Source organism: Mesorhizobium sp. Z1-4 (assembly GCF_004000235.1).
Lineage (GTDB): Bacteria > Pseudomonadota > Alphaproteobacteria > Rhizobiales > Rhizobiaceae > RCIO01.
This window is the reverse complement of the sequence record NZ_RCIO01000001.1, coordinates 1188152-1210265: the sequence shown is the minus strand read 5'-3', so window position 1 is coordinate 1210265 and position 22114 is coordinate 1188152. Positions and strand designations below refer to the sequence as shown.

Sequence of the window (22114 nt, the reverse complement as noted above, 5' to 3'; positions counted from 1 at the left end):
GGGTTAACCCCCTTCGCGGTTTCGTGCTGTTTTGTTTTGCCTCTCCTCTATTCTTTTGTCATAGAACCGCGCGGAAATTCCCCGAAGGGACGAACGCACTGGTGACGCGGGCTTGCCTTGCCCGCAAGGCATGACATGCGGGACAGGAGGATAAGCTGAAGAGTTTCGGCTTCGGGCTTGAAGCGCTGGGGATTTTCGTCGTGCGCTTCCCGCGTATCTTCGCGACCATTATCGTGGTGGCGACGGCGATCTGCATCGCGTCCATACCGCGCCTTCATTTCGACGGCAATGTGCTCAACGTGCTCGCCGGCAAGAGCGAGGCATTCCTCAGCTATCGCCGGGTTCAGAACGAGTTTCGCGACTTTTCCGGCGATCTCGGCATCATCGTTCGGGCTGACGACCTTTACGATCCCGAAGGCATCGAAAAGCTGCGCAACCTGCATCTCGACCTGACGCTGGTCGACGGTGTGGAAAGCGTATTTTCACTCTTTACCGCCGCCAAGATCGATCCTGCGAGCGGCGCTATCACATCGGCCCTGCCTGAGCGGTTTTCCGAAACCGACGATGTGCGCGCCATTATTGCCAGCGCGGGCAGGGGCGACCCGCTTATTTCCCAGTTCGCGCGCATTGACCGAAACGCCGCGCTGATCTCGATCGAAAGCCCGTTTTCGGAGGAGAACGGCAACGCGCCGGAAGCGGAGCCGGTGTACCGGCTGCTGCAGGAAATCCGCGATATCGCGCCGCCTGGCCTGCAGCTCGATTTCGTCGGTTACCCGCTGTTGCGCGCCGACGCGGTGGAAGCGCTGATCTCCGACCAGACGCTGCTTACGATCCTGGGCGTGACCATGGTGTTCCTGGTCTCGCTGGCAACCTTCCGGGCAATCATCCCGGCGGCCATCTGCTCGATTCCGGCACTCGCTTCCGTTGCCTGGGTGCTGGGCGGCTACGCGATCAGCGGCTCGAGTATCAACTATCTCTCCACCGCGCTGCCGACGATTGGCATGGTGCTGGCGCTGGCCGACACGATCATGCTGTTCTTCACATGGTCGGCCATACGGTATCACGGGCTCGACGGCCGCGAGGCGATTGAAGCCGCGATCCGTCGCGTCGGACCCGCCAACTCGATGACTTCGATCACAACTGCGGTTGCATTCGGCTCGTTTGCCTTCAGCGGCAACCAGGCGCTGCGCTCTCTGGCGTTTCTGGGCTCCACGGCGGTGATGATCGCCTTCATTGCCGTCATGGTGGTGATGCCGCTGCTGCTCTACTATTTCGGCAACCGCATCCGCGTGGGCAAACGACAAGGCGTGTTCGAACCCGTGGGCGATGCGGTTTCGCGTTTCGCGATCTGGCGGCCCGGGCTGGTCGGTCTTGCGGCGGTTGTGGCTGCGGCGGTGTTTTCGACAGGCCACATTTTCGTCGACGAGCAACACGACATCACCGCCCAGCTGCCGCGCGATTCCGAAGCCGCAAATGGCGAGGAGCTGGCGGTGGATATATTCGGCGGCGTGGCGCCGATCTACATGCTGCTGCCTGTGCCCGAAGGCGAGACTTGGTCGGACAAGGACGCACTGGATGCGCTGGGCAAAGCCGAGCGCGCCTTCGGCGGCGAGATCGGCCGCGACCGGACGGTTTCGCTGGCGCGGGTCGCCACAACAGGCATGTCGGCATCGGCGCTGGACGAGGCAATGGACGAAGCGCCCGACAATATGCGCGGGCGGTTTCTTTCGGACGACAGAAGCGAATATCTGATCACCGGTTCGGTACCTTATGGGATGGACCCGGCGACAGCTCTTGCTGCCGCCGACGACGTTGTGCGCGCGCTCTCCGCCGACGGCATCGAAGGCGCGGTGGTGACCGGTTATCCGATCCTGGCAGCCATCGAGATACCCAACATCGTCAACGATTTGCGCAACAGCCTGATCATCGCAATCGTGCTCGGCGTTTTCGTCATCATGCTTGGGTCGCGGGCGCCGCTGGTTTCGCTTGCGGCGCTGCTGCCCAATCTCATCCCGGTGCTGTTCATCGAAACCGCGCTGTGGGCGATCGGCCAGCCGATGGATATCGCGCATGTTATCGCGCTCACCATCGCGTTCGGCATTTCGATCGACAACGCAGTGCATGTGATCAACGCGTTCCTGGCCAATCACAGGTCCGGCATGACTGACCGCAAGGCGATGCATGAGGCGATACTGGAAGTGGCGCCGGCGCTGGTTTCGGCAACCTTCATGTTCGTCGCGGGATCGTTCGGCACGCTGTTCTCAAGCTTGCCCTCGGTGTCCAATCTCGGTTTCCTCATCATCACCACGCTGTGCGTGGCGCTGGTGGCGAACCTCGCTTTCCTGCCCGCCTTGATCCTGACACTTCGGCGGCTTATGGGGCGCGCTGCCTGAAACGAGAGAGGTTTGGTCTTGCCGGGATTTTACAAGCTCATCGCCGGATCGGCAGCCGCCATTTTCATCGGGATCGCCGCGGCGGGCCCACTGCATGCCGCGGAAGGTGCGGAGATTCTCGCCGCCTATCAGGGCGACTGGCGCGGCAGCGGCGAGGCGAGGCCCAATCTCCGCTCGGACCTGACCAAGATTACCTGCCGCATCTCGGCCAGCTACAACCCGCAGGAAGCGGCGCTCAGCAACACCGGCAAATGCGGTACCACGAAAGGCGCGCAGAAACTCGAAGGCAAGCTCAGCCTTGTCGGCGACCAGCTGACCGGAAACTTTCTCGGTGCGGCCGCAAATTACGGGCTTGTGAACGCGACGCTGCGCATTGCCGAAAACATGATCGTCACCGAAGCCCAGGTGGAAGACGCGGGCAAGATGGTGAAGGTGCGCACCTTCGTGACCCCGCCACAGGACAACGTGTTTCTGGTTCAGAGCCAGTTCTTCGACCGGGCGTCGAACAGCTGGGTCGTCTCGGGCGAGATCGAATTCCGCCGCCAGTAGCGCCTTTGCCTAGCCGTCCGGCTCGGGCGGCAGAGGCGGCTGTTCGGCTTCCTCCATCGGCTGCTCGGTAAAGCCCTCCAGATCGGACAGCTGCTGCATGTCCCGCTTGATACCGAGCGGCGAGGCTACATAAGCAGTGATCAGCTCCGCAATCGAGGTCAGCGCGTGGCTGTGCACCCGCTCATAGCCGTGCGAACCATCGATGCCGAATGCCAGAAGCGCGGTGCGCACATCGTGCCCTGCCTCGATAGCCGACGCCGAATCCGAGCGGTAGTAGCGGAAAATGTCCTTCTGGTAGTCGATCTCGTTTTCCCGGCACAACTCCACCAGCTTGTGCGTCAGGTGATAATCGAACGGGCCCGACTGGTCGGCCATGGCGATGGTGACGCCGAATTCGGCGGAGTTCTGGCCGGGCGCTGAGGTGCCGTTGTCTACCGTGACCATCGACGCGATGTCGGGTGTGACGATCGACGCCGCGCCGACACCCACCTCCTCGGCGATCGTGAACAGCCAGTGGATGTCGACGGGCAGCCTGGGCCGCTCGCGGTTAAGCGCCTCGATCGCCGCCAGTGCGATGGCCACGCCGGCCTTGTCGTCGAGGTGGCGCGAGTTGATGAACCCGTTTTCCAGAAACTCGGTGCCGGGGTCGATACCGACGAAATCGCCGACATCGATGCCAAGCGAGCGCGTTTGCGAATAGGACTGTGTCATCGCGTCCACGCGCAGTTCGATGTGCGGCCAGCCGACCGGCTGGGTGTCGACCTCGTCGTTGAATGTATGGCCCGACGCCTTGAGCGGCAGAATGGAACCGCGGAAGCTGCCTGTCTCGGCGTAGATGTTGCACCGCGCACCCTCGGCGAAACGGGCCGACCAGTGGCCTATCGGCACAAGCTCCAGCCGCCCGTTCTCCTTGACGCGTTTCACCTGCGCGCCCAGCGTGTCGAGATGGGTGACGACGGCACGCGCCCCTTCGCGGCGGCCGCCCTGCATGACGGCTCGGATCGCGCCGCGGCGCGTCAGCTCCGGCTCCAGGCCGAGGCGCTGCAGCTCCTCGGTGGTGTGGCGCACCACGTTGTCTGTGTAACCCGTGGGACTGTCGATCGACAGCAACGCCTCCAGCGAGTCGATCAGAAAATCGGTGTCTATATTCAGTTTCGGCATTTCATGTTTCCGCAGCCATCTCATCATGCCTCACCCGAGACATCGGAAACAACAGGTCCAGGTAACGTTCTGCCGTTGGTTGCGGCTCGTGGTTTGCCAGCCCCGGCCTTTCATTGGCTTCGATGAACACGTAATCGGGCCTGTCGGGCGCCTGCACCATGAAGTCGATGCCGACGACAGGAATGCCGATGGCCCGCGCTGCATGGCAAGCAGCATCCACAAGCTCGGGATGCACGATGTCGGTGACGTCGTGGATGGAGCCGCCGGTGTGGAGGTTGGCGGTCTTGCGCACAAGGATTTCGGCGCCTTCGTCCGGCACGTCGTCGAGGCCGAAACCCTGCGCGGCGAGGCAGCGAGCGGTTTCATCGTCGACGGGGATGGTGCTTTCGCCGTCTGTGGCCGCCGCGCGCCGGCGCGACTGCGCCCCGATCAGTTCGGCAATCGAGCGCCGTCCATCGCCGACGATCTGCGGCGGACGCCGCAGTGCCGCCGCGACCAGCTTGTAGTCGATGACGACCAGCCGCAGGTCGTTGCCGTCGAAGCAGGATTCCACCAAAACGCGGTCGCAGACCTCGCGCGCGCCGGCGATCGCGGCCGCAACGTCCTGCGGCTTCTCAAGACCGACAGCAACGCCGCGGCCCTGTTCGCCGCGCGCCGGTTTGACCACCACGCGGCCGTGCTTCTTCACAAACGCCGCGACCCGCTTTTCGCCGCTGTCTGCCTCAATCTGTTCGGGCACGGTTAGGCCGGCCTTCTCCACCACGCGGCGCGTGACTGCCTTGTCGTCGCAGATCGACATGGCAACGCCCGAGGTCAGTTCCGACAGCGCCTCGCGGCATTTGATGGAACGGCCGCCAAAAGAGAGCCTGAAGAAGCCGCCCTCGGCATCGAGCACGTCGACATGCACGCCGCGGCGCCGCGCCTCGTCGACGACGATACGGGCATAGGGGTTGAGCGCGTCGTAGGACTCGATCTGCGGTGCGAAGAACTTCTCGTTGATCGGGTTCTTGCGTTTGACGGTAAAGATGGAGATGCGGTGGAAGCCGAGCTTTTCGTAGAGCGAAATCGCCTGCTCGTTGTCATGCATGACGGAGAGATCGAGAAAGGCGGCACCGCGCGCCTTGAAATGTTCGGCGACGCGCCGCACGAGCATCTCGCCGATGCCGGGATGGCGGGCCTGCGGGTCGACCGCCAGGCACCATAGCGAGGAGCCGCGCTCGGGATCGGCGAATGCCCGGCCGTGATCGATGCCGGTTACGGTGCCGATGATCTCGCCGCTCGCTTCATCCTCGGCCACGAAACAGGTGATGGAGCGGCTGTCGCGGCTCGACCAGAAGAAATCCGGGTTCACCTGCACCATCTTGCGCGCGGCATAAATGGCGTTCACCGCCTCCGCGTCGCTTTGCGACGACAGGCGCCGAATGAAATAGCCGCGCGGCTGCCGGCTGCCGGCACGGTACGTCGGCAGTTCCAGCCTGTAGGAATGCGAAGGGTCGAGAAAGATCTCCTGCGGTGCAAGCGACAGAAGCACATGCGGGTCGCGCACGTAGAAAGCGATGTCCCTGCGGTCCCGCCTTTCGCCGCGCAGCGCCTCGACGACGCCCTCATTGGTTTTGAAGGTCTGGGCGAAGATCAGCTTGCCCCAGCCGCAATCGAGCGTGGCTTGCGGTTTCGCCGCCTCGCCGTCTTCGGCCACCGAAGCGATCGGCGGCTTGAGCGATTCGCCGCGCATGCGTTTGAGGCGCACACTCATCTGCCCGCCGGCGCGTTGCCGCCTGGAGCCCGCCTTCTTGCTTTCGCCGGTCATTGCGTCAGATCCCATGCGTCTGCAGCCAGAGTTCGAGCAGCCCGACCTGCCACAACTCGGAGCCCTGTAGCGGCGTAATATGATCGGCCGGGTTGGCGAAAAGGCGGTCGAGATAGTCCTGCCGGAACAGGCCGCGCTCGCGCGCCGCTGCCGAACCCAGTGCATCGCGCACCAGATCGAGGTAGGGCCCGTCGATATATTTGAGCTCGGGCACCGGGAAGTAGCCCTTCTTGCGGTCGATGACCTCCGAGGGCAGCACCTTGCGCGCGACGTCCTTGAGCACGCCCTTGCCGTTGTCGCGCAGCTTGTGCTCGGGCGGGATGCGGGCGGCGAGCTCCACCAGCTCGTGATCGAGGAACGGCACCCGTGCCTCCAGCCCCCAGGCCATCGTCATGTTGTCGACGCGCTTTACCGGGTCGTCGACGAGCATGACCGTACCGTCGAGCCTGAGCGCCCGGTCGACCGGAGTGTCCGCGCCTGGCCGGTTGAGGTGTTCGGCAACCAGTTCACGGCTGACGTCGCTTTCGGCAATCCACTCATCGCCGAGTTGTGTCTTCAAGGTCGCATGGTCGCGGTCGAAGAAGACCCGGGTATAATCGCCCACGACATCGTTCGAATTCTTCAGCGGCGGGTACCAGTGATAGCCGGCAAATATTTCGTCAGCGCCCTGGCCCGACTGCACCACCTTGATGTGCTTGGAAACCTCCTTCGACAAAAGATAGAAACCGACATTGTCGTACGACACCATCGGCTCTGACATTGCTGCGAAGGTTCCGGGCAGCGCGTCCATCAGCTCCGACGAGGGCACGAAGATCTTATGGTGATCGGTGCCGAAACGTTCGGCGATCAGGTCGGAATAAACGAACTCGTCGCCCTTCTCGCCTTTTGCCTCCTGGAAGCCGACCGAGAAACTCATAAGACCGTGCTGACCGGCTTCGGCCAGCAGCGCCACAATCAGGCTCGAGTCGACGCCGCCCGACAGCAGCACGCCGACCGGCACGTCAGCCACCATTCGGCGCTTCACGGCAAGCCGCAGCGCGTCATGTACGCGCTCACGCCAGTCCTGCGCCGACAGGCCGCTGTTTGCCGGGTCGCGGTCGAAGGGCGGGTTCCAGTATATGCGGTCGGTCTTGGAGCCGTCCGGCTCTATGATTCGGATCGTCGCCGGCGGCAGCTTGCGCACGCCATTGAGGATTGTGCGCGGCGGCGGCACCACGGCGTGGAAGCTCATGTAATTGTGCAGGGCGGCGCGGTCGATCGAGGTGTCGACGCCGCCGGATTTCACCAGTGCGGGCAGCGACGACGCAAACCGGATCGCGCCGGGCAGCTCGGAATAATAGAGCGGCTTGATGCCGAACCTGTCGCGCACCATGACCGTGCGGCCGCTTTCGCGTTCCGAAATGACGAAGGCGAACATGCCGTGCAAACGGCCGACTGCCTCCTCGCCCCAACAGTGCCATGCCTTGAGAATGACCTCGGTGTCGCCTGACGAGAAGAAGGAATAGCCCTTCGCCTCGAGCTCCGAGCGTAGCTCGGGATAATTGTAGATGCAGCCGTTGAAAGCGATGGTGATACCGAGCGCGGAATCGGTCATCGGCTGTCGCGACTTTTCGGACAGGTCGATGATCTTCAGCCTGCGGTGACCCAGCGCGACGCTGCCGTGCTGGATGTAGCCGGACCCGTCGGGCCCCCGCGGCGCAATCGCGTCGAGCATTGCCGCCATTGCCGTCGCAGACGGCGGCGTATTATCGAACCGTATCTCGCCGCAGATTCCACACATATGTCCGTTGAGCCTCCTGAGGGGTGATTGCGTTTTCGCGCCGTTAGTTATAATTCTAATTATTAGAAGTCAAATGAGACACTGGTATGGCACCTCGACATCGGGCAAAGGCTGACAGCCTGCGCCAGCAGTCACTGGCACTCGAAAAGGCGATCCGGCGTATCGTGCGGGCAAACGACGTGCAGTCGCGGGCGGTGGCCAAGCAGTGTGGGCTGACCTCGGCCCAGCTCGTCGTCTGCCGCGGCATTCTGGAACTCGGCGAGGTGACGACGACCGCGCTGTCGGCCTATGCGGATCTCAGCGCCGCAACGGTGGTGACAATCCTGGACAATCTGGAGCTGCGCGGCATCATCGAACGCTATCGCTCCCTGGCCGACCGCCGCATCGTGCATACGAGGCTGACGGACACTGGCCGGGCGATCGTCGCCGGAGCGCCGCGTCCGCTGGGGGAGGCGGCACTGACGCGGCTGAAGGCGCTCGACGCCGGAGCGCGCCGCAGCCTGGTCGAAAGCGCTGCCCATCTCGCCAATCTGCTGGAACGCGACGCGCCGCCTGCGGGCGCCAGTTCCGCGGCTCAGCCGCCTGCCGGCAATGGCGAGCGGTCAGCGTGATGAAATCCAGGACGCCAGCCGTTCGGCCGCCTGCTCGACCTGATCGAGGCGGCGGTTGAAGCAGATGCGGAAATAGGCTTCCGCACCCTCGCCGAACGCCGAACCCGGCGCCAGGCCGACGTTCGCCTTGTCGACAATGTCGAATGCCGCCTCAAGCGAATCGGTAACGCCATCCACTGCGAAGAAAAGGTAGAACGCGCCGGGCGGCGGGCTGACACGCGCACGGCCGGTCGCTTCGAGCGCGCCGCACATGATGTCGCGCGCGCTGCGAGCCCGCTCCACCTGCATCTCGACGAAAGCTTCGCCCTGTTCGAGCGCCGCCACGGCGCCGCGCTGCATGAACTGGGCGACGCCCGAGGTGGAGTACTGGATCAGGTTCTCGAAGGTCTGCCCGAGCTCGGGATGGGCCATGATCCAGCCGATGCGCCAGCCGGTCATGGCCCAGTTCTTGGAGAACGTGTTGACGAACAGGATACGGTCTTCCGGCTCCATTATGTCGAGGAAGGAAGGGGCACGCGCGCCGCCGTAGTAGAAGCGGGTGTAGATTTCGTCGGCGATGATCCACAGACCCCGGCGGCGGGCCAGCTCCAGAATGCGCTGCAGCGTCTCGGTGTCCGCGGTCCACCCGGTCGGATTGGACGGCGAGTTGACGAAAATGGCGCGTGTTCGGTCGGTAACGGCTGCTTCCAGGCGATCGGTATCGAGCGCCCAGCCATTGGCGCCGAAATCCAGGCCCACCGCGACGGGATTGGCTCCGCCCACGAGCGAGGCGCCGAAGATGTTGGGCCACGCAGGGGCAAAATAGATGATGTCGTCCCCCGCGCCGACCGTTGCCTGCAGGCACAGCTGGATTGCCTGCATGCCGCCGCCGGTAACGAAAAACTGCTCGGGCGAGAATTGCTGGCCGAATACCCGGGAATGGTACGTGGCAAGGGATACCCTGAGTTCGGGTATGCCGCGCTGGTAGGTATAGAAGGTTTCGCCGCCCTCGAGCGCACGTGCCGCCGGCGCGGAAATGAAGTCCGGCGTCGGCAAGTCGCCTTCGCCGGCCCAAAGCGGGATCAGGCCTTCCCGGCCGCGCCCGTAATTGGCCACGGCTACAATGCCGCTTTCGGGAGCAAGGCGCGCTTGGGCGCGCAAATCATCGATCAGAGCCATTGGTTCATCCGGAACGGTGTGAGGGGCGGGCAATATTGCAGCCGCCTGTCTAGCGCCGCGGATGGCATCCAGGCAAAGCCCGCCTGTTGGCCCACAGGCGGGCTGGTGATATCTGCTCTATTTCCTGGCCAGAAGATCCCTGATCTCGGTCAGCAGCTTGACGTCGGCAGGCGGTGCCGGAGGTGCTGCATCCTCGACTTTTTCCTGCTCCATGCTGCGGCGGATGTTGTTCACCGCCTTCACCATCAGGAAGATGATCCAGGCAAGGATGAGGAAGTTCAGCAGTACGGTGATGAAGCTGCCATATGCGAGCACGGCACCCTGCTCGCGAGCAGCCTCGAGGGTTGTCGCCGTCACCGAGTCCGACAGGCCGATGAAATAGTTGGAGAAATCGAGGCCGCCGAAGATCGCACCGACAATGGGCATGATGACGTCGTCGGTGAGCGACTTCACGATCAACGCGAATGCCCCGCCGATGATCACGCCGACGGCCAGATCCATGACATTGCCCTTGGCAATGAACTCACGAAATTCCTTGAGCACTTAGATGTCTCCCCTCGCAGAATTAGTGCCTGGCCGCCATTGGACGCAGGCGATGAAATGCAAGGGTTATGCAATTTCGCAGCCAAAGCAAGCCGGAGAGGCGATGGACAGCACCGGGCGGCTGTGATTGCATCGCGTAAAAGGCCGGCGCCAGCGGGCCAGGGGAGGACTTGCCCGTGCAGGGATGGGCAATTGCAATTGTCGCGCTCGCATACGTGTCGCTGCTGTTTGCGATCGCCAGCCTCGGCGACCGCTACGCGGCGCGCAGGCGCTTCGACAGCCCGAGGCCGATCATCTACGGGCTCAGCCTGGCAATTTACTGCACGTCCTGGACGTTCTTCGGCTCTGTCGGGCTGGCGTCGGAGCGCAATTGGGAATTCCTGGCGATCTATTTCGGCCCGGTCCTGTTTTTCGTTTTCGGTTTTCCGGTCATCCGCAAGATCATCCGGCTGGCGAAATCGGAGAAGATCACCTCGATCGCCGACTTTCTCGCCGCCCGTTACGGCAAGAGCTTCGCCGTTGCATCGATCGCGACCATCATCGCGACGCTCGGCACCATCCCCTATATTGCGTTGCAGCTGAAGGCCGTGTCGGATTCCGTCAGCCTTCTGGTCGAACACTACAACGGCCGCCCGCCCGCAGACGACCTTTTCATCGGCGACATTTCTCTGATGGTGGCGATGCTGCTCGCTGTTTTCGCTGTTCTGTTCGGAACCCGCCATGCCGACGCGACAGAGCACCAGAACGGCCTGGTGCTGGCTGTCGCGGTGGAATCGGTGGTCAAGCTCGCAGCATTTTTGGCGCTTGGCATCGCCGTCACGTTTTTCTTCTTCGACGGGCCGTCAGATCTTTTCCGCCGCACGGCCGAAAACGCGGACGTTGCCGCTGCCCTGGGCTACCGGACGTCGCTCGGAACCTGGGTGGTGCTGACCACGCTCAGTGGATTCGCGATTATCATGCTGCCGCGGCAATTCTATGTGACCATAGTTGAGAACCGCGCCGAAGAAGAGCTGAAGACCGCAAGCTGGCTGTTCCCTCTGTATCTCGTTCTGATCAACCTGTTCGTGGTGCCGATCGCGTTTGCGGGTCTGGCGACGGTCGGCGACAGAACCACGTCAGACCTCTACGTGCTCTCGCTGCCTCTCTTGCAGGGCAATGACCTGCTTGCACTGGCAGCGTTCGTGGGCGGGCTTTCGGCAGCCACCGCCATGGTGATCGTGGCCAGCGTGGCGCTGTCCATCATGATCTCCAACGACCTTGCCATCCCGCTTTTCCTGCGCCGCTACCTGCGCCCGGACTATCGCGAAAAGGCCGACCTTACCGCGACCATTCTCAATATCCGCCGCGCGGCGATCTTCATCGTTCTGTTTGCCGCCTTTCTTTATTATCGCGAGACCACCCACAACACGCGCCTTGCGGCGATCGGCCTGATCTCTTTTGCCGCGATCGCGCAATTTGCGCCGGCTCTGTTCGGCGGGCTGATCTGGCGCGGCGCCAACGCCCGCGGCGCCGCCATGGGCATGATCGCCGGCGGCCTCACCTGGGCCTACACGCTTCTGCTGCCCTCGCTGGCGCCGCCAGATACCGAAATTCTGCGCACCGGGCTGTTCGGCATTGCTGACCTGCGCCCGCAGGCATTGTTCGGCACCGTTGCCGAACCGCTCAATCACGGCGTGATGTGGAGCTTGGCGATCAACACGCTGTTTTTCGTACTCGGCTCGCTGAGCCGGCAGGCCTATGCGCTGGAGCGTATCCAGGCAGCGCTGTTCGTCCCGCGGGATGCCAATCCGCGCCCGGTGCTGCGCCGCTTTCGTACCGCGGTCACGGTCAACGACCTGAAAGACACAATCGGCCGCTATCTTGGCGTCGAGCGGACGGAAAGGTCGTTCCAGAGCTACGAGGAAAAGGAGGGCGTCCTGCTCGTCGGCACCGAGCAGGCGTCGATGCCCGTTATTCGTTTCTCCGAGCAACTGCTGGCCAGCGCCGTCGGATCGTCGTCGTCGCGGCTCATTCTGTCGCTGATGTTTCAGCGCAACGACAGATCGGCGCGCGATGCGCTTAGGCTGCTCGACGATGCCTCCGAGGCACTGCAGCAAAACCGCGACCTGCTGCAGACTGCGCTCGACCAGATGGAAGAAGGCATTACGGTTTTCGACAAGGACCTGCGCCTGATCTGCTGGAACCGGCAATACCGGAACCTGTTCGGGCTGCCCGACCAGCTGGGCCAGGTCGGCATTTCGATGGCCGAGTTTCTGCGCGACCTAATCGACCGCCGCGAAATCTCTCCCGACCGTGAAAACCACGTGCTGGAGCGACTGACGACGGTCGGACAGCCCTGGCAACTGGAGCTCAAGGCCAGCGGCCGGACCATCGAGGTTAAATCCAACCCGATGCCGGATGGCGGCATCGTCGCCACCTATGCCGACATCACCGCGCGGGTGGAGGCAGACCTGGCGCTGAAGCGCGCCAACGAAACGCTGGAGCAGCGTGTTGCAATGCGCACCGCCGAGCTGGTCGAAGTGAACGAGGAGCTGGCCCAGGCGCAGGTGATCGCCGAAGAGGCCAATCTGGGCAAAACACGATTTCTTGCAGCCGTCGGCCACGATATCCTGCAGCCGCTCAATGCCGCACGTCTCTACTGCGCGTCGGTGATGGAAACCGCCGAGGGCGACAAGCGCTTCGAGACCGTGCAGAGCATTGAGTCTTCGCTCGACTCCGTGGAAACGATTCTCGGCGCGGTGCTCGACATATCGCGCCTTGACACAGGGGCGCTGAAACCCGCCAAATCCGTATTCAGCATCGATGGGCTGTTGCGCCAGATCCAGACGGACTTTCAGCCGCTGGCGAATGAAAAGAACCTCGACCTGCGCATCGTGCCGTCAAGCGCGACCATTTTCACCGACCGCAACCTGTTCCGGCGGCTGGTTCAGAATCTGGTATCCAACGCGATCAAATACACCCGCTCGGGGCGGGTTCTGGTCGGCGTCCGGCGTCGCGGCGGACTGATCGAGCTGCAGGTGCACGACACAGGCATCGGGATCGCCGCCGACAAGCTGAACACCGTGTTTCGCGAATTCACCCGGCTTGAAGAAGGTGTGCGCGAAGCGCAGGGCCTTGGGCTCGGCCTGTCGATTGTCGATCGCATCGCTCGCGTGCTGCGGCTTGAAATCCAGATTGAGTCGTTCGCGGGCAAGGGCACACGGTTTTCAGTCATCGTGCCGACTGCGGCTTTCGAGGCGGTCGAAACCGAAACTGTTGCCGACGATCCGCCTCAGCGTCCGCTGACTGCGCTGGACGGCATGGCCGTTCTTTGTATCGACAACGATGCCGGCATTCTCGACGGCATGCGCCTCCTGCTCGAAGGCTGGGGCTGCGTGGTCGAAACCCAGCCGAGCTGGGAGCGGCATGCCGAGCTCGGCAGCGGTGCGGCCAAGCCGGACATCGTCCTTGCCGACTATCATCTCGACAAGGAAACGGGGCTGGAAGCGATCCGGCGCATCCGTCAGTTTCACCGCGCAGGGCTGCCGGCCGTTCTGATCACCGCGGACCGTTCCGACGAAGTTCGCGCGCAGGCTGCGCAACTCGAGATACCGGTGCTCAACAAGCCCGTAAAACCGGCGGCGCTGCGGACGGTGCTCAACCGGCTTCAGCGTCTGCCGGCGGCAGCCGAATAGGCTAGCTGACCGGGTCGGCTCCGATGCGCGAAAGCATGATCACTGCCTGTGTGCGGCTGTCCACGCCGAGCTTTTGCAGCACGGCCGAGACATGTGCCTTCACCGTCGCTTCTGAAACCTGAAGCTCATAGGCGATCTGTTTGTTGAGTTTGCCTTCCGCCAGCATGCCGAGCACCCGCGTCTGCTGCGGTGTAAGCGATTGAAGCCGCCTGATGACGTCGGATATCTCGGGATCGCCCTCCGAGCCGAGCTCAATGCCCTCGGGCGTATAGACGCCGCCGGCAAGAACCGTCTTCACAGCCTCGCGGATGACATCCATGCCGGCGGACTTGGAGATGAACCCCGATGCGCCGAGTTCGAGCGAGCGGCGGATGGTCTCGGGATCGTCGCGCGCGGAAACGACGATCATCGGCATCGAGGAATGAATGCCGCGCAGGGCAACCAGGCCCGACAGGCCGCTGGCTCCGGGCATCGTCAGGTCGAGCAGCAGAAGGTCGGCGTCGTCATTGTCCGCGATCAGCGCCTTGGTGGAATCGAAGTCGCCCGCCTCAAGAACGGCGTTCTCGCCCTCCACGCCGGCCAGCGCCTGCTTCAGCGCGCCGCGAAACAGTGGATGATCGTCAGCGATGACGAATTTGCAGCCAGATGCCACGAAACCTCCACGCCCACGCATCGCCGCAAGGGCGTGCCTCCCTCCCTGGATTATGCGGGGATGCCGCCGCTTTTCAAGCTGCGATGCAACAATGGGCGTCCTGCCGCTCGCCGGGTTGTGATTTGCCCGCTTGCGGCATTGGCCTAAAGTCGCAGATAGCCGGAGGGAAGCTTGATGGAGAAGTTCCGCCAGGTTGCGATGATATGCGTCGGCAGGGCCGTGCTTTTCGGCTGGCTCGCCATCGGCCTGGTCATGCTGAGCTTTTCGTTCAATCCGGCAATCGCATTCCGGGCCGGTGCCGTGATGGCGCTGGCTATGGCGACCATCCTGCTCGTCAAGGCATTCGAGGCAGGCCGCAAAAGCCCGCGCCACACGGAGATGTGGCTATACCTCGATGACAAGAGCCGGCCGGTGAACCCGGAGTCCAAACAGGTGTTCCGGAACACGGTTCGCGAAGTCTACGGCCGGTTTGCGCAGGGCGCGTTCCTGCTTGCCTGCGTCATGTTCGTGCTGTCGATCGTGTTTGTCGGCCTGGGCTATGACAAAAACCTGCCGATCCTGCATCGCGTCGAACGGGAGAGACCGGTCCAGACCCTCAAGTCCGATCCGGCGCAGCTTCCTGTTCTTGCCCGGCTTCAGTCTCGAACTCTTTCACGATTCCCATAAACCGGCGCATGAAGCGCTCCATCAGGCTCATCGTCTGTTCGAACTCCTGATCGGAAGGCAGTGCGTTGTGGGCCGTGCCTGCACCCAACTCGCCAATGCGCTTTTCCAGCGCATCGATACGCTTCTCGAGCGCATCGATGCGGCCGGCGCCGGCCGGACTGCCGCCGCCTGCATCCTTGCAGGCCAGCCCGTCCGAACCCGTTTCGCAGAACGACATCTGTCCGGTCTCGGTGTCCATGCGCACGAAGCCGCCTTCGGTTCGCTCAAGCTGAAAACGCTCGGCCGCCAGGCCCTGTCCGGCGAATGGAAGGGCCGCTGCCAGGACGAAAACCGTCGGGACAATATTGCGCATGGTGAACTCCCCAATTTTGCGAACCGCATCATAGCAGCCATTGCGCCTGAAATACGATCAAAGCTATAGCCGGGCCGCAGTCAGGAGCGTGCTTTGGACAAGTTCATCTACAAAATCTGCCCCGCCGCACTGTGGCGGGCGGCGGAAGCTGCCGGCCAGTTCGACGGCGCACCGGTCGATTTCGCCGACGGCTTCATTCACTTCTCCACGGCAGCGCAGGTGATCGAAACGGCCGAGAAGCACTTTGCAGGACAGGATGGCCTGCTGCTTGTCGCCGTCGACCCAGCGAAACTCGGCGCAGCGCTGAAATACGAGCCTTCGCGCGGTGGGGCGCTGTTTCCGCATCTCTACGCACCTCTTCCGCTTGCGGCGGTCGACTGGGCGAGGCCGCTTCCGCTCGGTTCCGACGGAAAGCACGTCTTTCCGCCGCTGGAGCCTTGACCCGGATGCTCGGCGCGCTCGGCCAGCGCCTTCTCCTGCAGCTGCCGCCGGAGGCTGCCCACAAGCTTTCGCTGCGGGCACTGGCGGCCGGCGCCGTCCGCGCAAGCCTGCCGCGCGATCCGCGCCTTGTTGTCGAACGGTCGGGGCTGACCTTCGCCAACCCGCTCGGCATGGCGGCCGGCTATGATAAAAACGCCGAGGTGCCAGACGCCCTGCTGGGGTTGGGTTTCGGTTTCGCGGAGGTTGGCACCGTGACGCCCCGGGCCCAGCCGGGCAACGCGGCGCCGCGTGTGTTCCGACTGCGCGAGGACGGCGGCGTCATCAACCGGCTGGGCTTCAACAATGAAGGCCACGCGGCTGCCCGTCGGCGGCTGCTCGGGCGCCGCAAAAGGCCGGGCATTGTCGGCGTGAACGTGGGAGCCAACAAGGACAGCAGCGACCGCGTCGGCGATTATGTCGCCGGTGTGGAAACCTTTGCACCGCTCGCCGACTATCTGGTTGTGAACATCTCCTCGCCCAACACGCCCGGCCTGCGCGATCTGCAGTCGGCGGGCGCGTTGCGTGAACTTCTGGCGCGGGTCATCGCGGCGCGAAACGCAGCGCCAGGCGACCGAGGTGTGCCGATATTCCTGAAGGTCGCGCCCGATCTCGATGAAGCGGAAATATCGTCGATCGCCCGGGAAGCGACTGATGCGGGGGTCGATGGGCTGATCGTATCGAACACCACGCTACGGCGTGCCGGCCTGCGAAGCGCGGCGCGAGGCGAGGCGGGCGGACTGTCGGGCAAACCGCTTTTTGCACGATCGACAGCGGTGCTCGCCAGAATGCGCAAGGCAGTCGGTCCCGACATGACGCTTGTCGGCGTGGGTGGCGTAGACAGCACCGAAACGGCAGTTGAGAAAATTCGCGCCGGAGCCGATCTGGTGCAGCTTTATACCGGCATGATCTATCGCGGCCCCGGTCTTCCGGCGCATATTGTGCGTGGTCTCGCTCAACTGGCCGAGCGCGAAGGGCTGAGCTCGATCCTCGACATCCGCGACAGCACGGTCGACCGGTGGGCCGCACAGCCGCTCGGCGATTAGCTCACGAGCCGAACTGCGCCGCCGCACGGCGCCGCATGATCAGGTATAGCGAGACACCGCGCGCCAGCAGGAAGATGTGCAGGGCAGCCCACAGGCCATGATTGCCGTACAGCGCTCCCAGCGACAGCAAAGCGACCAGATATAATGCGAACGATAGCAGCATCGCGTTGCGCATGTCCTGCGACCAGGTGGCGCCGATGAAAACGCCATCCATCTGAAAGGCAAGTACGCCTGACAGCGGCGTTGCCGCGATCCAGATAATATAGAGCGCCGCCAGGGCACGCACATCCGGCGCCGTTGTCATCAGGTTGATCAGCCGGTCGCCGGAAGCGAGGATAACCGCCATCAGCACCAGCGCGATGCTGAAACCCCATATCGCGACAAGCCGCACGGAGCGGTGGAATGCGGTGCCGTTGCGTGCGCCAACGGCGCGCCCGGCCAGCTGCTCGGACGCGGCGGCAAAGCCGTCCAGAAAATAGGTGGCGACCAGGAAGAAGTTCATCAGAACGGCGTTGGCCGCCAGCGTCAGCGTGCCGAGCTGGGCACCCTGACGGGTCAGAAGTGCGAAGGAGGCCATCAGCACGAAGGTTCTGATCAGAATGTCGCGGTTCAGCGTGAACATGGCGCCCAGTGCCTGCAGGTCGAAGACCCGCGTGCGTGGCACAAGACCGGCACGGAGGAACCGGACCGCGACGATCGCAAGCCCCGCGACCGCGCCTATGAGTTCGCCGCACACCGTGCCCCATGCGACGCCTTCAAGCCCCCAGCCGAGCGTCAGGCCGAAGAAGATGGACAGGGCAATGTTGGAGCCGTTGAGTACGAGCTGCAGCACGAGCCCGAGCGCACCTTCGCCACGGCCGAGCACATAGCCGAGGATCGCATAGTTCATCAGCGACAGCGGAGCTGCCAATATTCGAATGCCCACATAAAGCGCGAGCGCGTCGAAGACGGCGGCCTCAGGGGCGAAGAACACGCCCGCGACATAAAGCAGAAGCGGCGCGAGCAGGATCGTGACCAGGCCGGATACTGCGGCAATGGCAAGCGCACGCCAGAACACGGCCTGCTGTTCGGCGTCGTCTTCGCGGCCCATCGCCTGCGCGACAAGGCCGGTCGTGCCGGTGCGCAGGAAGTTGAAGGTTGCGAATGCCAGATCGAAGGTGACGGCGCCGATCGCAAGTCCGCCAAGAAGCGCGGCATCGCCCAGTTGCCCGACAACGGCGGTGTCGACGACGCCCAGTAGCGGTGTGGTCAGGAACGCGACCGTCATCGGCACGGCGATGGCAAGTACCGAACGGTTGGTCACCACAAAGGGGCGCCGGCTGGCTTCTGAGCTTGTCTGTTCGGTCATGGATGAAACCCGGTGGCGCGATGCTACTAGCTGCATCTGCACATATCGGCCGTGCCATGCAAGCCTGGCCGGCCTGGCAAGCCGCCAACCCCATGACAGTTTGTGCGCCCCCCTTTCCCAGGCGCACGCACAGGCCCTAGATAGAAGCTATGGCTCTGCCGATTGTCCATCACCCCGACTACGACGCGAAATTTGCGGTCAATCACCGCTTTCCGATGGGCAAGTACTCTGCACTCATGCGCAGCTTGCGCGCCCGTGGGCTGGCGCGTGACGGCACACTGGTGGAATCGGCGCCCGCCCCAGCCGCATGGCTGCGTCTTGCGCACGACGCGAACTATGTCGATCAGGTGTTGCGCTGCGAGGTGCCGAAGCCCATTGAGCGCGAGATCGGCTTTGCGATCGGTGAGCGGGTTGCGTTGCGGGCGCGGCTGGCTTCGGCGGGTACGGTAATCGCGGCCGATATTGCACTCGCCGGCGGCATCGCCTGCAATGCGGCCGGCGGCAGCCACCATGCAAGGCGCAGACATGGCGCGGGGTTCTGCACATTCAACGATGTCGCCGTTGCCGCGTCGGTGCTTCTCGCCGCGGGGCGCGTGAGCAGCGTTCTGGTCGTCGATCTGGACGTGCATCAGGGCGACGGCACGGCCGAGATATTTGCGGATGAACCCCGGGTCTTCACTTTCTCGCTGCATGCGGAAAAGAACTATCCCGCCCGCAAGGTGCCTTCGCGTTATGATTTCGCGCTACCCGACGCCGTGCGAGATGCCGCCTATCTTGAGTGCCTCGACGACGCGCTTGGCCGGATCGCGGAAGCACTCTCACCCGACATCGTTTTCTACAATGCCGGGGTGGACCCACACGTGCACGACCGCCTGGGACGGCTTTCACTCACCGATGACGGGATAAGAGAACGCGACCGGCGTGTGATCGCGCATTTCCGGGGCCGCGACATACCGCTCGTTGGCGTGGTGGGCGGCGGCTACGCCGACGATGTCAGCGAGCTCGCAGAGCGCCACGCGATAATGTTCGAAACGGCAGCCTCATATGCATGACGCGCATCAGGAGCGTCGGTAGTTGAGAATGCGCAATATGATAAAAGCCGGTACCACAATCGCAGCACCCAGCACGATGTAGTCGCCGAAGCGGGCAAGCGCGTCGAAACCAAGATCCCACATGCGGACGAAGAACTCGCGGATCCCGTTGAGAACATCCCAGGGCGACCAGCCGAATGCGCTCATCACGATGCCGACCAGAAACGACAGCACGACGAGCTTCAATGCCACGCGCAGCGGCGTATCGCCGAGAAACCGATTGATGGATGACACGCGCCACCTCCAAAATTGCGTTGGAAGGCACATACGCATGTCGATACGGCGGTTCAATAGCCCACTCCGTGCGCCGCGTTCCGGCAGCATATCCGCAGATCGGCCGAACATGGCCTACGGCCACGTTGGCATCTCCCGACAGTTTGTGTATTCACCGGCAGATTCAGGAAAGTCTTCTTGATAGATCAAATATTTTTCTGCCGTGATATTTTATGAATATGCTGATTGCCCGAACGAATTTGCAAATCTTAACCGTTATATTTTACACAATAATTTAGCATTATTTAAGATTTCTTGCATGAGTGCTCTGAATACAATTTGCTTGTTTGGGTTTATCTCGTATTAACCGCATCGCTCAAGCGATTCTTAATTTCCCTATATGAAGAATCGCCGGTCATTTTCGTTGGCTGGGGTTCATACCGAGATGCTTCGCAGGTTGTGGAACGACCGCGGCGGCAATTATGTGCTGATCACCGCGGTGGCAATCGTGCCTATCATGGGCGGGCTTGCCCTGGGTGTCGATTACGCGGTGATGAGCCAGCAGCGGCAGTCGGTTCTGCACGCACTCGATGCAGCCGGCATAGCGACGGCACGCTACATTTCGGACGGCGGCGGCGGCGATGCCGCGAAGGCCTATGCGCACACTTTCTTTGAGGCCAATCTCAGTGGCGAAGATGCCAGCCAAGCGGTGCTGACGGTCGTTCTGCCTGACGAAAATGCCGGTGGCGGCACACTCAAGCTGTCGGCGGAGGCCAGCTACAAACCCTTCTTTCTGGGCGCCTTCAAGGCCTTTGTGGGCGGTGACGGAACGACACAGACCAACCTGGCCTTCAGCGCCCTTTCCGAAGTGCGGCTGAAGAACACGCTGGAAGTGGCGTTGGTGCTCGATAATTCGGGTTCCATGGACTATCTCGGTTCCGGCTCCGGCAAGAAGCGCATGGTTTTGCTGAAGGAAGCAGCCAAGCAGCTCGTCGACACCATCGCCGCCGAAGGCGCGCAGATGAAGCAGATCTCCAAGCCGGTGCAGTTCGCGGTGGTTCCGTTTGCCGCTTCGGTCAATGTCGGCGCGTCGAACAAGACGGCGTCGTGGATGGACACTGATGGCATTTCGCCGATCCATCATGAGAATTTCGACTGGTCGACCATGCCGGCCGCCAAGAAAGTCACCGCATCGGGCGGCGGCTTCTACAAGACAGGCGCGGGCTGGGGAGCGGCGGTCAACCAGAAGGTTACCCGCTTCACCATGTTCGACGACCTGCAGCGCATCACCGGCTACAGCAATGTGCAGACCGGAACCACCACCCAGTGGGTGTGCACGAGTTGGTATTACTCGTCCTGCTCGTACCAGACGGTGCCGGTTTATGAATCGGTTCCCAACTACGGTTCTTACGCCAGCTGGCAGGGGTGCGTGGAATCGCGGCCCTATCCCTACAATATCAATGACGCGACACCGAGCAGCGCGACGCCTGCCACTCTCTACGTGCCGATGTTCGGCCCTGACGAGACCGACAAACGCGACAGCTCCAACCGCGCGTCCGAAAACGACTGGTGGCTCGACCTCACCACCAGCTCGGACAACGCCTACCGGCAGAAATATATGCCGAAATACTTCGAGCCGGCACCCAGCGGCACCAGCGCGGCAAGTGCCGGCAGCGGCCCCAATGCGAGCTGCACGACAACTGCCATCACGCCGCTGACCGACGTCACCAGCAGCGCCGGAAAGACGGCCGTGACCAGCGCCATCGACGCGATGGCATCGAACGGCGGCACCAATGTGCCGGAAGGCATGGCGTGGGGGTGGCGCGTGGTGTCGAGCGCGGCGCCGTTCACCCAGGGGCGGCCCGAAGTGGAAAACGGCAACGACAAGGTCGTGATCGTGCTGACGGACGGCCAGAACACCTACTACACGCCGTCTTCGCTCGGCTACAACGACCTCGCCAGCAACAAGTCGATCTATTCGTCCTACGGCTATGCCGGCAAAGGCTACAACGGCACCAGCGCCAACCGCATCTTCATGGGCACCTCGAATGTCGTCAGCAAGAGCGATTATTCGAACGGCAACTACACCAAGGCGCTCAACGAGCAGTTTGCCGCGCTTTGCAGCAATGCGAAGACAGCCGGCATCGTCGTGATGACGGTGTCTCTGGACCTCAGCTCATCCAAGAGCGAGGAAAAGGCGCAAATGGATGCGCTGAAGGCCTGCGCTTCCGAATCCCGCTTCCGCAAGGATGCGAACAACCTGCCGGCGAAGCTCTACTGGAATGCAACCGGTTCCAGCCTGGCGGAGAAGTTCAAGGAAATCAGCCAGGAACTCTCCAACCTGCGGATTGTCAGCTGACGTTGGAAGGCTGGAGCGGGTGAAGGGAATCGAACCCTCGTATTCAGCTTGGGAAGCTGCTGCTCTACCATTGAGCTACACCCGCCGACCGGCGCATTGATCGTCACCCGCGTGGCTGGTGTCAAGCACAGTTTGGAGCCGGCATTGACGCGCCCGCGGCAGCGGCCGGAGTTGCAGCCAAGCCGGTGACATGGCTTTATCCCACATGGAGCGCGGGCAGCCGCGCCGGCGGGA

Annotated in this window: 18 protein-coding genes and 1 tRNA gene; 9 read left to right on the top strand and 10 right to left on the bottom strand. The window is 62.8% G+C overall.

From position 1 onward, the window contains the following. Positions 1-200: 200 nt before the first annotated feature. Positions 201-2393, top strand: a complete 2193-nt coding sequence (locus tag EP165_RS05795) for an efflux RND transporter permease subunit (protein WP_127520531.1) — start codon at positions 201-203, stop codon at positions 2391-2393. A gap of 18 nt (positions 2394-2411) precedes the next feature. Further along, positions 2412-2942 carry a hypothetical protein gene (locus EP165_RS05790; RefSeq protein WP_127520530.1) on the top strand — a complete coding sequence of 177 codons (531 nt, stop codon included), beginning with the start codon at positions 2412-2414 and terminating at the stop codon, positions 2940-2942. Positions 2943-2951: 9 nt separating this feature from the next. On the opposite strand, the gene EP165_RS05785 is transcribed toward EP165_RS05790, so the two are convergent. Genes EP165_RS05785 through EP165_RS05775 form a run of 3 tightly spaced genes read right to left on the bottom strand, consistent with a single transcriptional unit; the run spans position 2952 to position 7690 of the window. Next, entirely contained in the window at positions 2952-4103 is a 1152-nt protein-coding gene (locus tag EP165_RS05785) for an osmoprotectant NAGGN system M42 family peptidase (RefSeq protein ID WP_127520529.1), read from the bottom strand. 1 nt (position 4104) lies between these two features. Beyond that, complete coding sequence (ngg, locus tag EP165_RS05780) at positions 4105-5910, bottom strand: N-acetylglutaminylglutamine synthetase (RefSeq protein WP_127520528.1); 1806 nt, start codon at positions 5908-5910, stop codon at positions 4105-4107. A gap of 4 nt (positions 5911-5914) precedes the next feature. Next, positions 5915-7690 (bottom strand): N-acetylglutaminylglutamine amidotransferase, encoded by a 1776-nt coding sequence (locus tag EP165_RS05775; RefSeq protein WP_127520527.1) that lies wholly within the window; start codon positions 7688-7690, stop codon positions 5915-5917. Between the two features lie 86 nt (positions 7691-7776). Between EP165_RS05775 and EP165_RS05770 the strand changes: the two genes are divergently transcribed. Continuing rightward, on the top strand, positions 7777-8301 hold the full coding sequence (locus EP165_RS05770) for a MarR family winged helix-turn-helix transcriptional regulator (protein ID WP_127520526.1): 525 nt from the start codon (positions 7777-7779) through the stop codon (positions 8299-8301). Here EP165_RS05770 and EP165_RS05765 read toward each other — a convergent pair. Beyond that, positions 8293-9459, bottom strand: a complete 1167-nt coding sequence (locus EP165_RS05765; protein WP_127520525.1) for a pyridoxal phosphate-dependent aminotransferase — start codon at positions 9457-9459, stop codon at positions 8293-8295. The genes EP165_RS05770 and EP165_RS05765 overlap by 9 nt on opposite strands. Positions 9460-9576: 117 nt before the next feature. After that, a complete protein-coding gene (mscL, locus tag EP165_RS05760) occupies positions 9577-10002 on the bottom strand; it encodes a large conductance mechanosensitive channel protein MscL (protein ID WP_127520524.1) in 426 nt (141 codons plus the stop codon). Between the two features lie 176 nt (positions 10003-10178). Between mscL and EP165_RS05755 the strand changes: the two genes are divergently transcribed. Further along, complete coding sequence (locus tag EP165_RS05755; protein ID WP_127520523.1) at positions 10179-13676, top strand: PAS domain-containing hybrid sensor histidine kinase/response regulator; 3498 nt, start codon at positions 10179-10181, stop codon at positions 13674-13676. Position 13677: 1 nt separating this feature from the next. Here EP165_RS05755 and EP165_RS05750 read toward each other — a convergent pair whose 3' ends face one another. Continuing rightward, entirely contained in the window at positions 13678-14328 is a 651-nt protein-coding gene (locus EP165_RS05750; protein WP_127520522.1) for a response regulator transcription factor, read from the bottom strand. A 174-nt stretch (positions 14329-14502) separates the two neighbouring features. Here EP165_RS05750 and EP165_RS05745 point away from each other — a divergent pair, with 174 nt between their 5' ends. Next, positions 14503-14994, top strand: coding sequence for a hypothetical protein (locus EP165_RS05745; protein ID WP_501981658.1), 492 nt, complete (start codon positions 14503-14505; stop codon positions 14992-14994). On the opposite strand, the gene EP165_RS05740 is transcribed toward EP165_RS05745, so the two are convergent. Beyond that, on the bottom strand, positions 14924-15346 hold the full coding sequence (locus tag EP165_RS05740; RefSeq protein WP_127520520.1) for a hypothetical protein: 423 nt from the start codon (positions 15344-15346) through the stop codon (positions 14924-14926). The genes EP165_RS05745 and EP165_RS05740 overlap by 71 nt on opposite strands. A 93-nt stretch (positions 15347-15439) precedes the next feature. Here EP165_RS05740 and EP165_RS05735 point away from each other — a divergent pair, with 93 nt between their 5' ends. After that, positions 15440-15787: a DUF952 domain-containing protein gene (locus tag EP165_RS05735; protein ID WP_127520519.1), complete on the top strand. Its 348-nt coding sequence runs from the start codon at positions 15440-15442 to the stop codon at positions 15785-15787. A 5-nt stretch (positions 15788-15792) separates the two neighbouring features. Further along, the gene (locus EP165_RS05730; RefSeq protein ID WP_127520828.1) at positions 15793-16869 is read left to right on the top strand and encodes a quinone-dependent dihydroorotate dehydrogenase; all 1077 of its coding nucleotides are present in this window, start codon (positions 15793-15795) and stop codon (positions 16867-16869) included. Between the two features lies 1 nt (position 16870). Here the strand turns inward: EP165_RS05730 and EP165_RS05725 are convergent, their stop codons facing one another. Then, entirely contained in the window at positions 16871-18217 is a 1347-nt protein-coding gene (locus tag EP165_RS05725) for an MATE family efflux transporter (protein ID WP_127520518.1), read from the bottom strand. Positions 18218-18366: 149 nt separating this feature from the next. Between EP165_RS05725 and EP165_RS05720 the strand changes: the two genes are divergently transcribed. After that, complete coding sequence (locus tag EP165_RS05720; protein WP_127520517.1) at positions 18367-19269, top strand: histone deacetylase family protein; 903 nt, start codon at positions 18367-18369, stop codon at positions 19267-19269. Positions 19270-19275: 6 nt separating this feature from the next. On the opposite strand, the gene EP165_RS05715 is transcribed toward EP165_RS05720, so the two are convergent. After that, entirely contained in the window at positions 19276-19542 is a 267-nt protein-coding gene (locus tag EP165_RS05715) for a DUF6460 domain-containing protein (protein WP_127520516.1), read from the bottom strand. A gap of 424 nt (positions 19543-19966) precedes the next feature. Here EP165_RS05715 and EP165_RS05710 point away from each other — a divergent pair, with 424 nt between their 5' ends. After that, positions 19967-21880, top strand: a complete 1914-nt coding sequence (locus EP165_RS05710) for a TadE/TadG family type IV pilus assembly protein (protein ID WP_127520515.1) — start codon at positions 19967-19969, stop codon at positions 21878-21880. Positions 21881-21891: 11 nt separating this feature from the next. Here EP165_RS05710 and EP165_RS05705 read toward each other — a convergent pair. Continuing rightward, positions 21892-21965, bottom strand: a tRNA-Gly gene (locus tag EP165_RS05705). Positions 21966-22114: the final 149 nt, after the last annotated feature.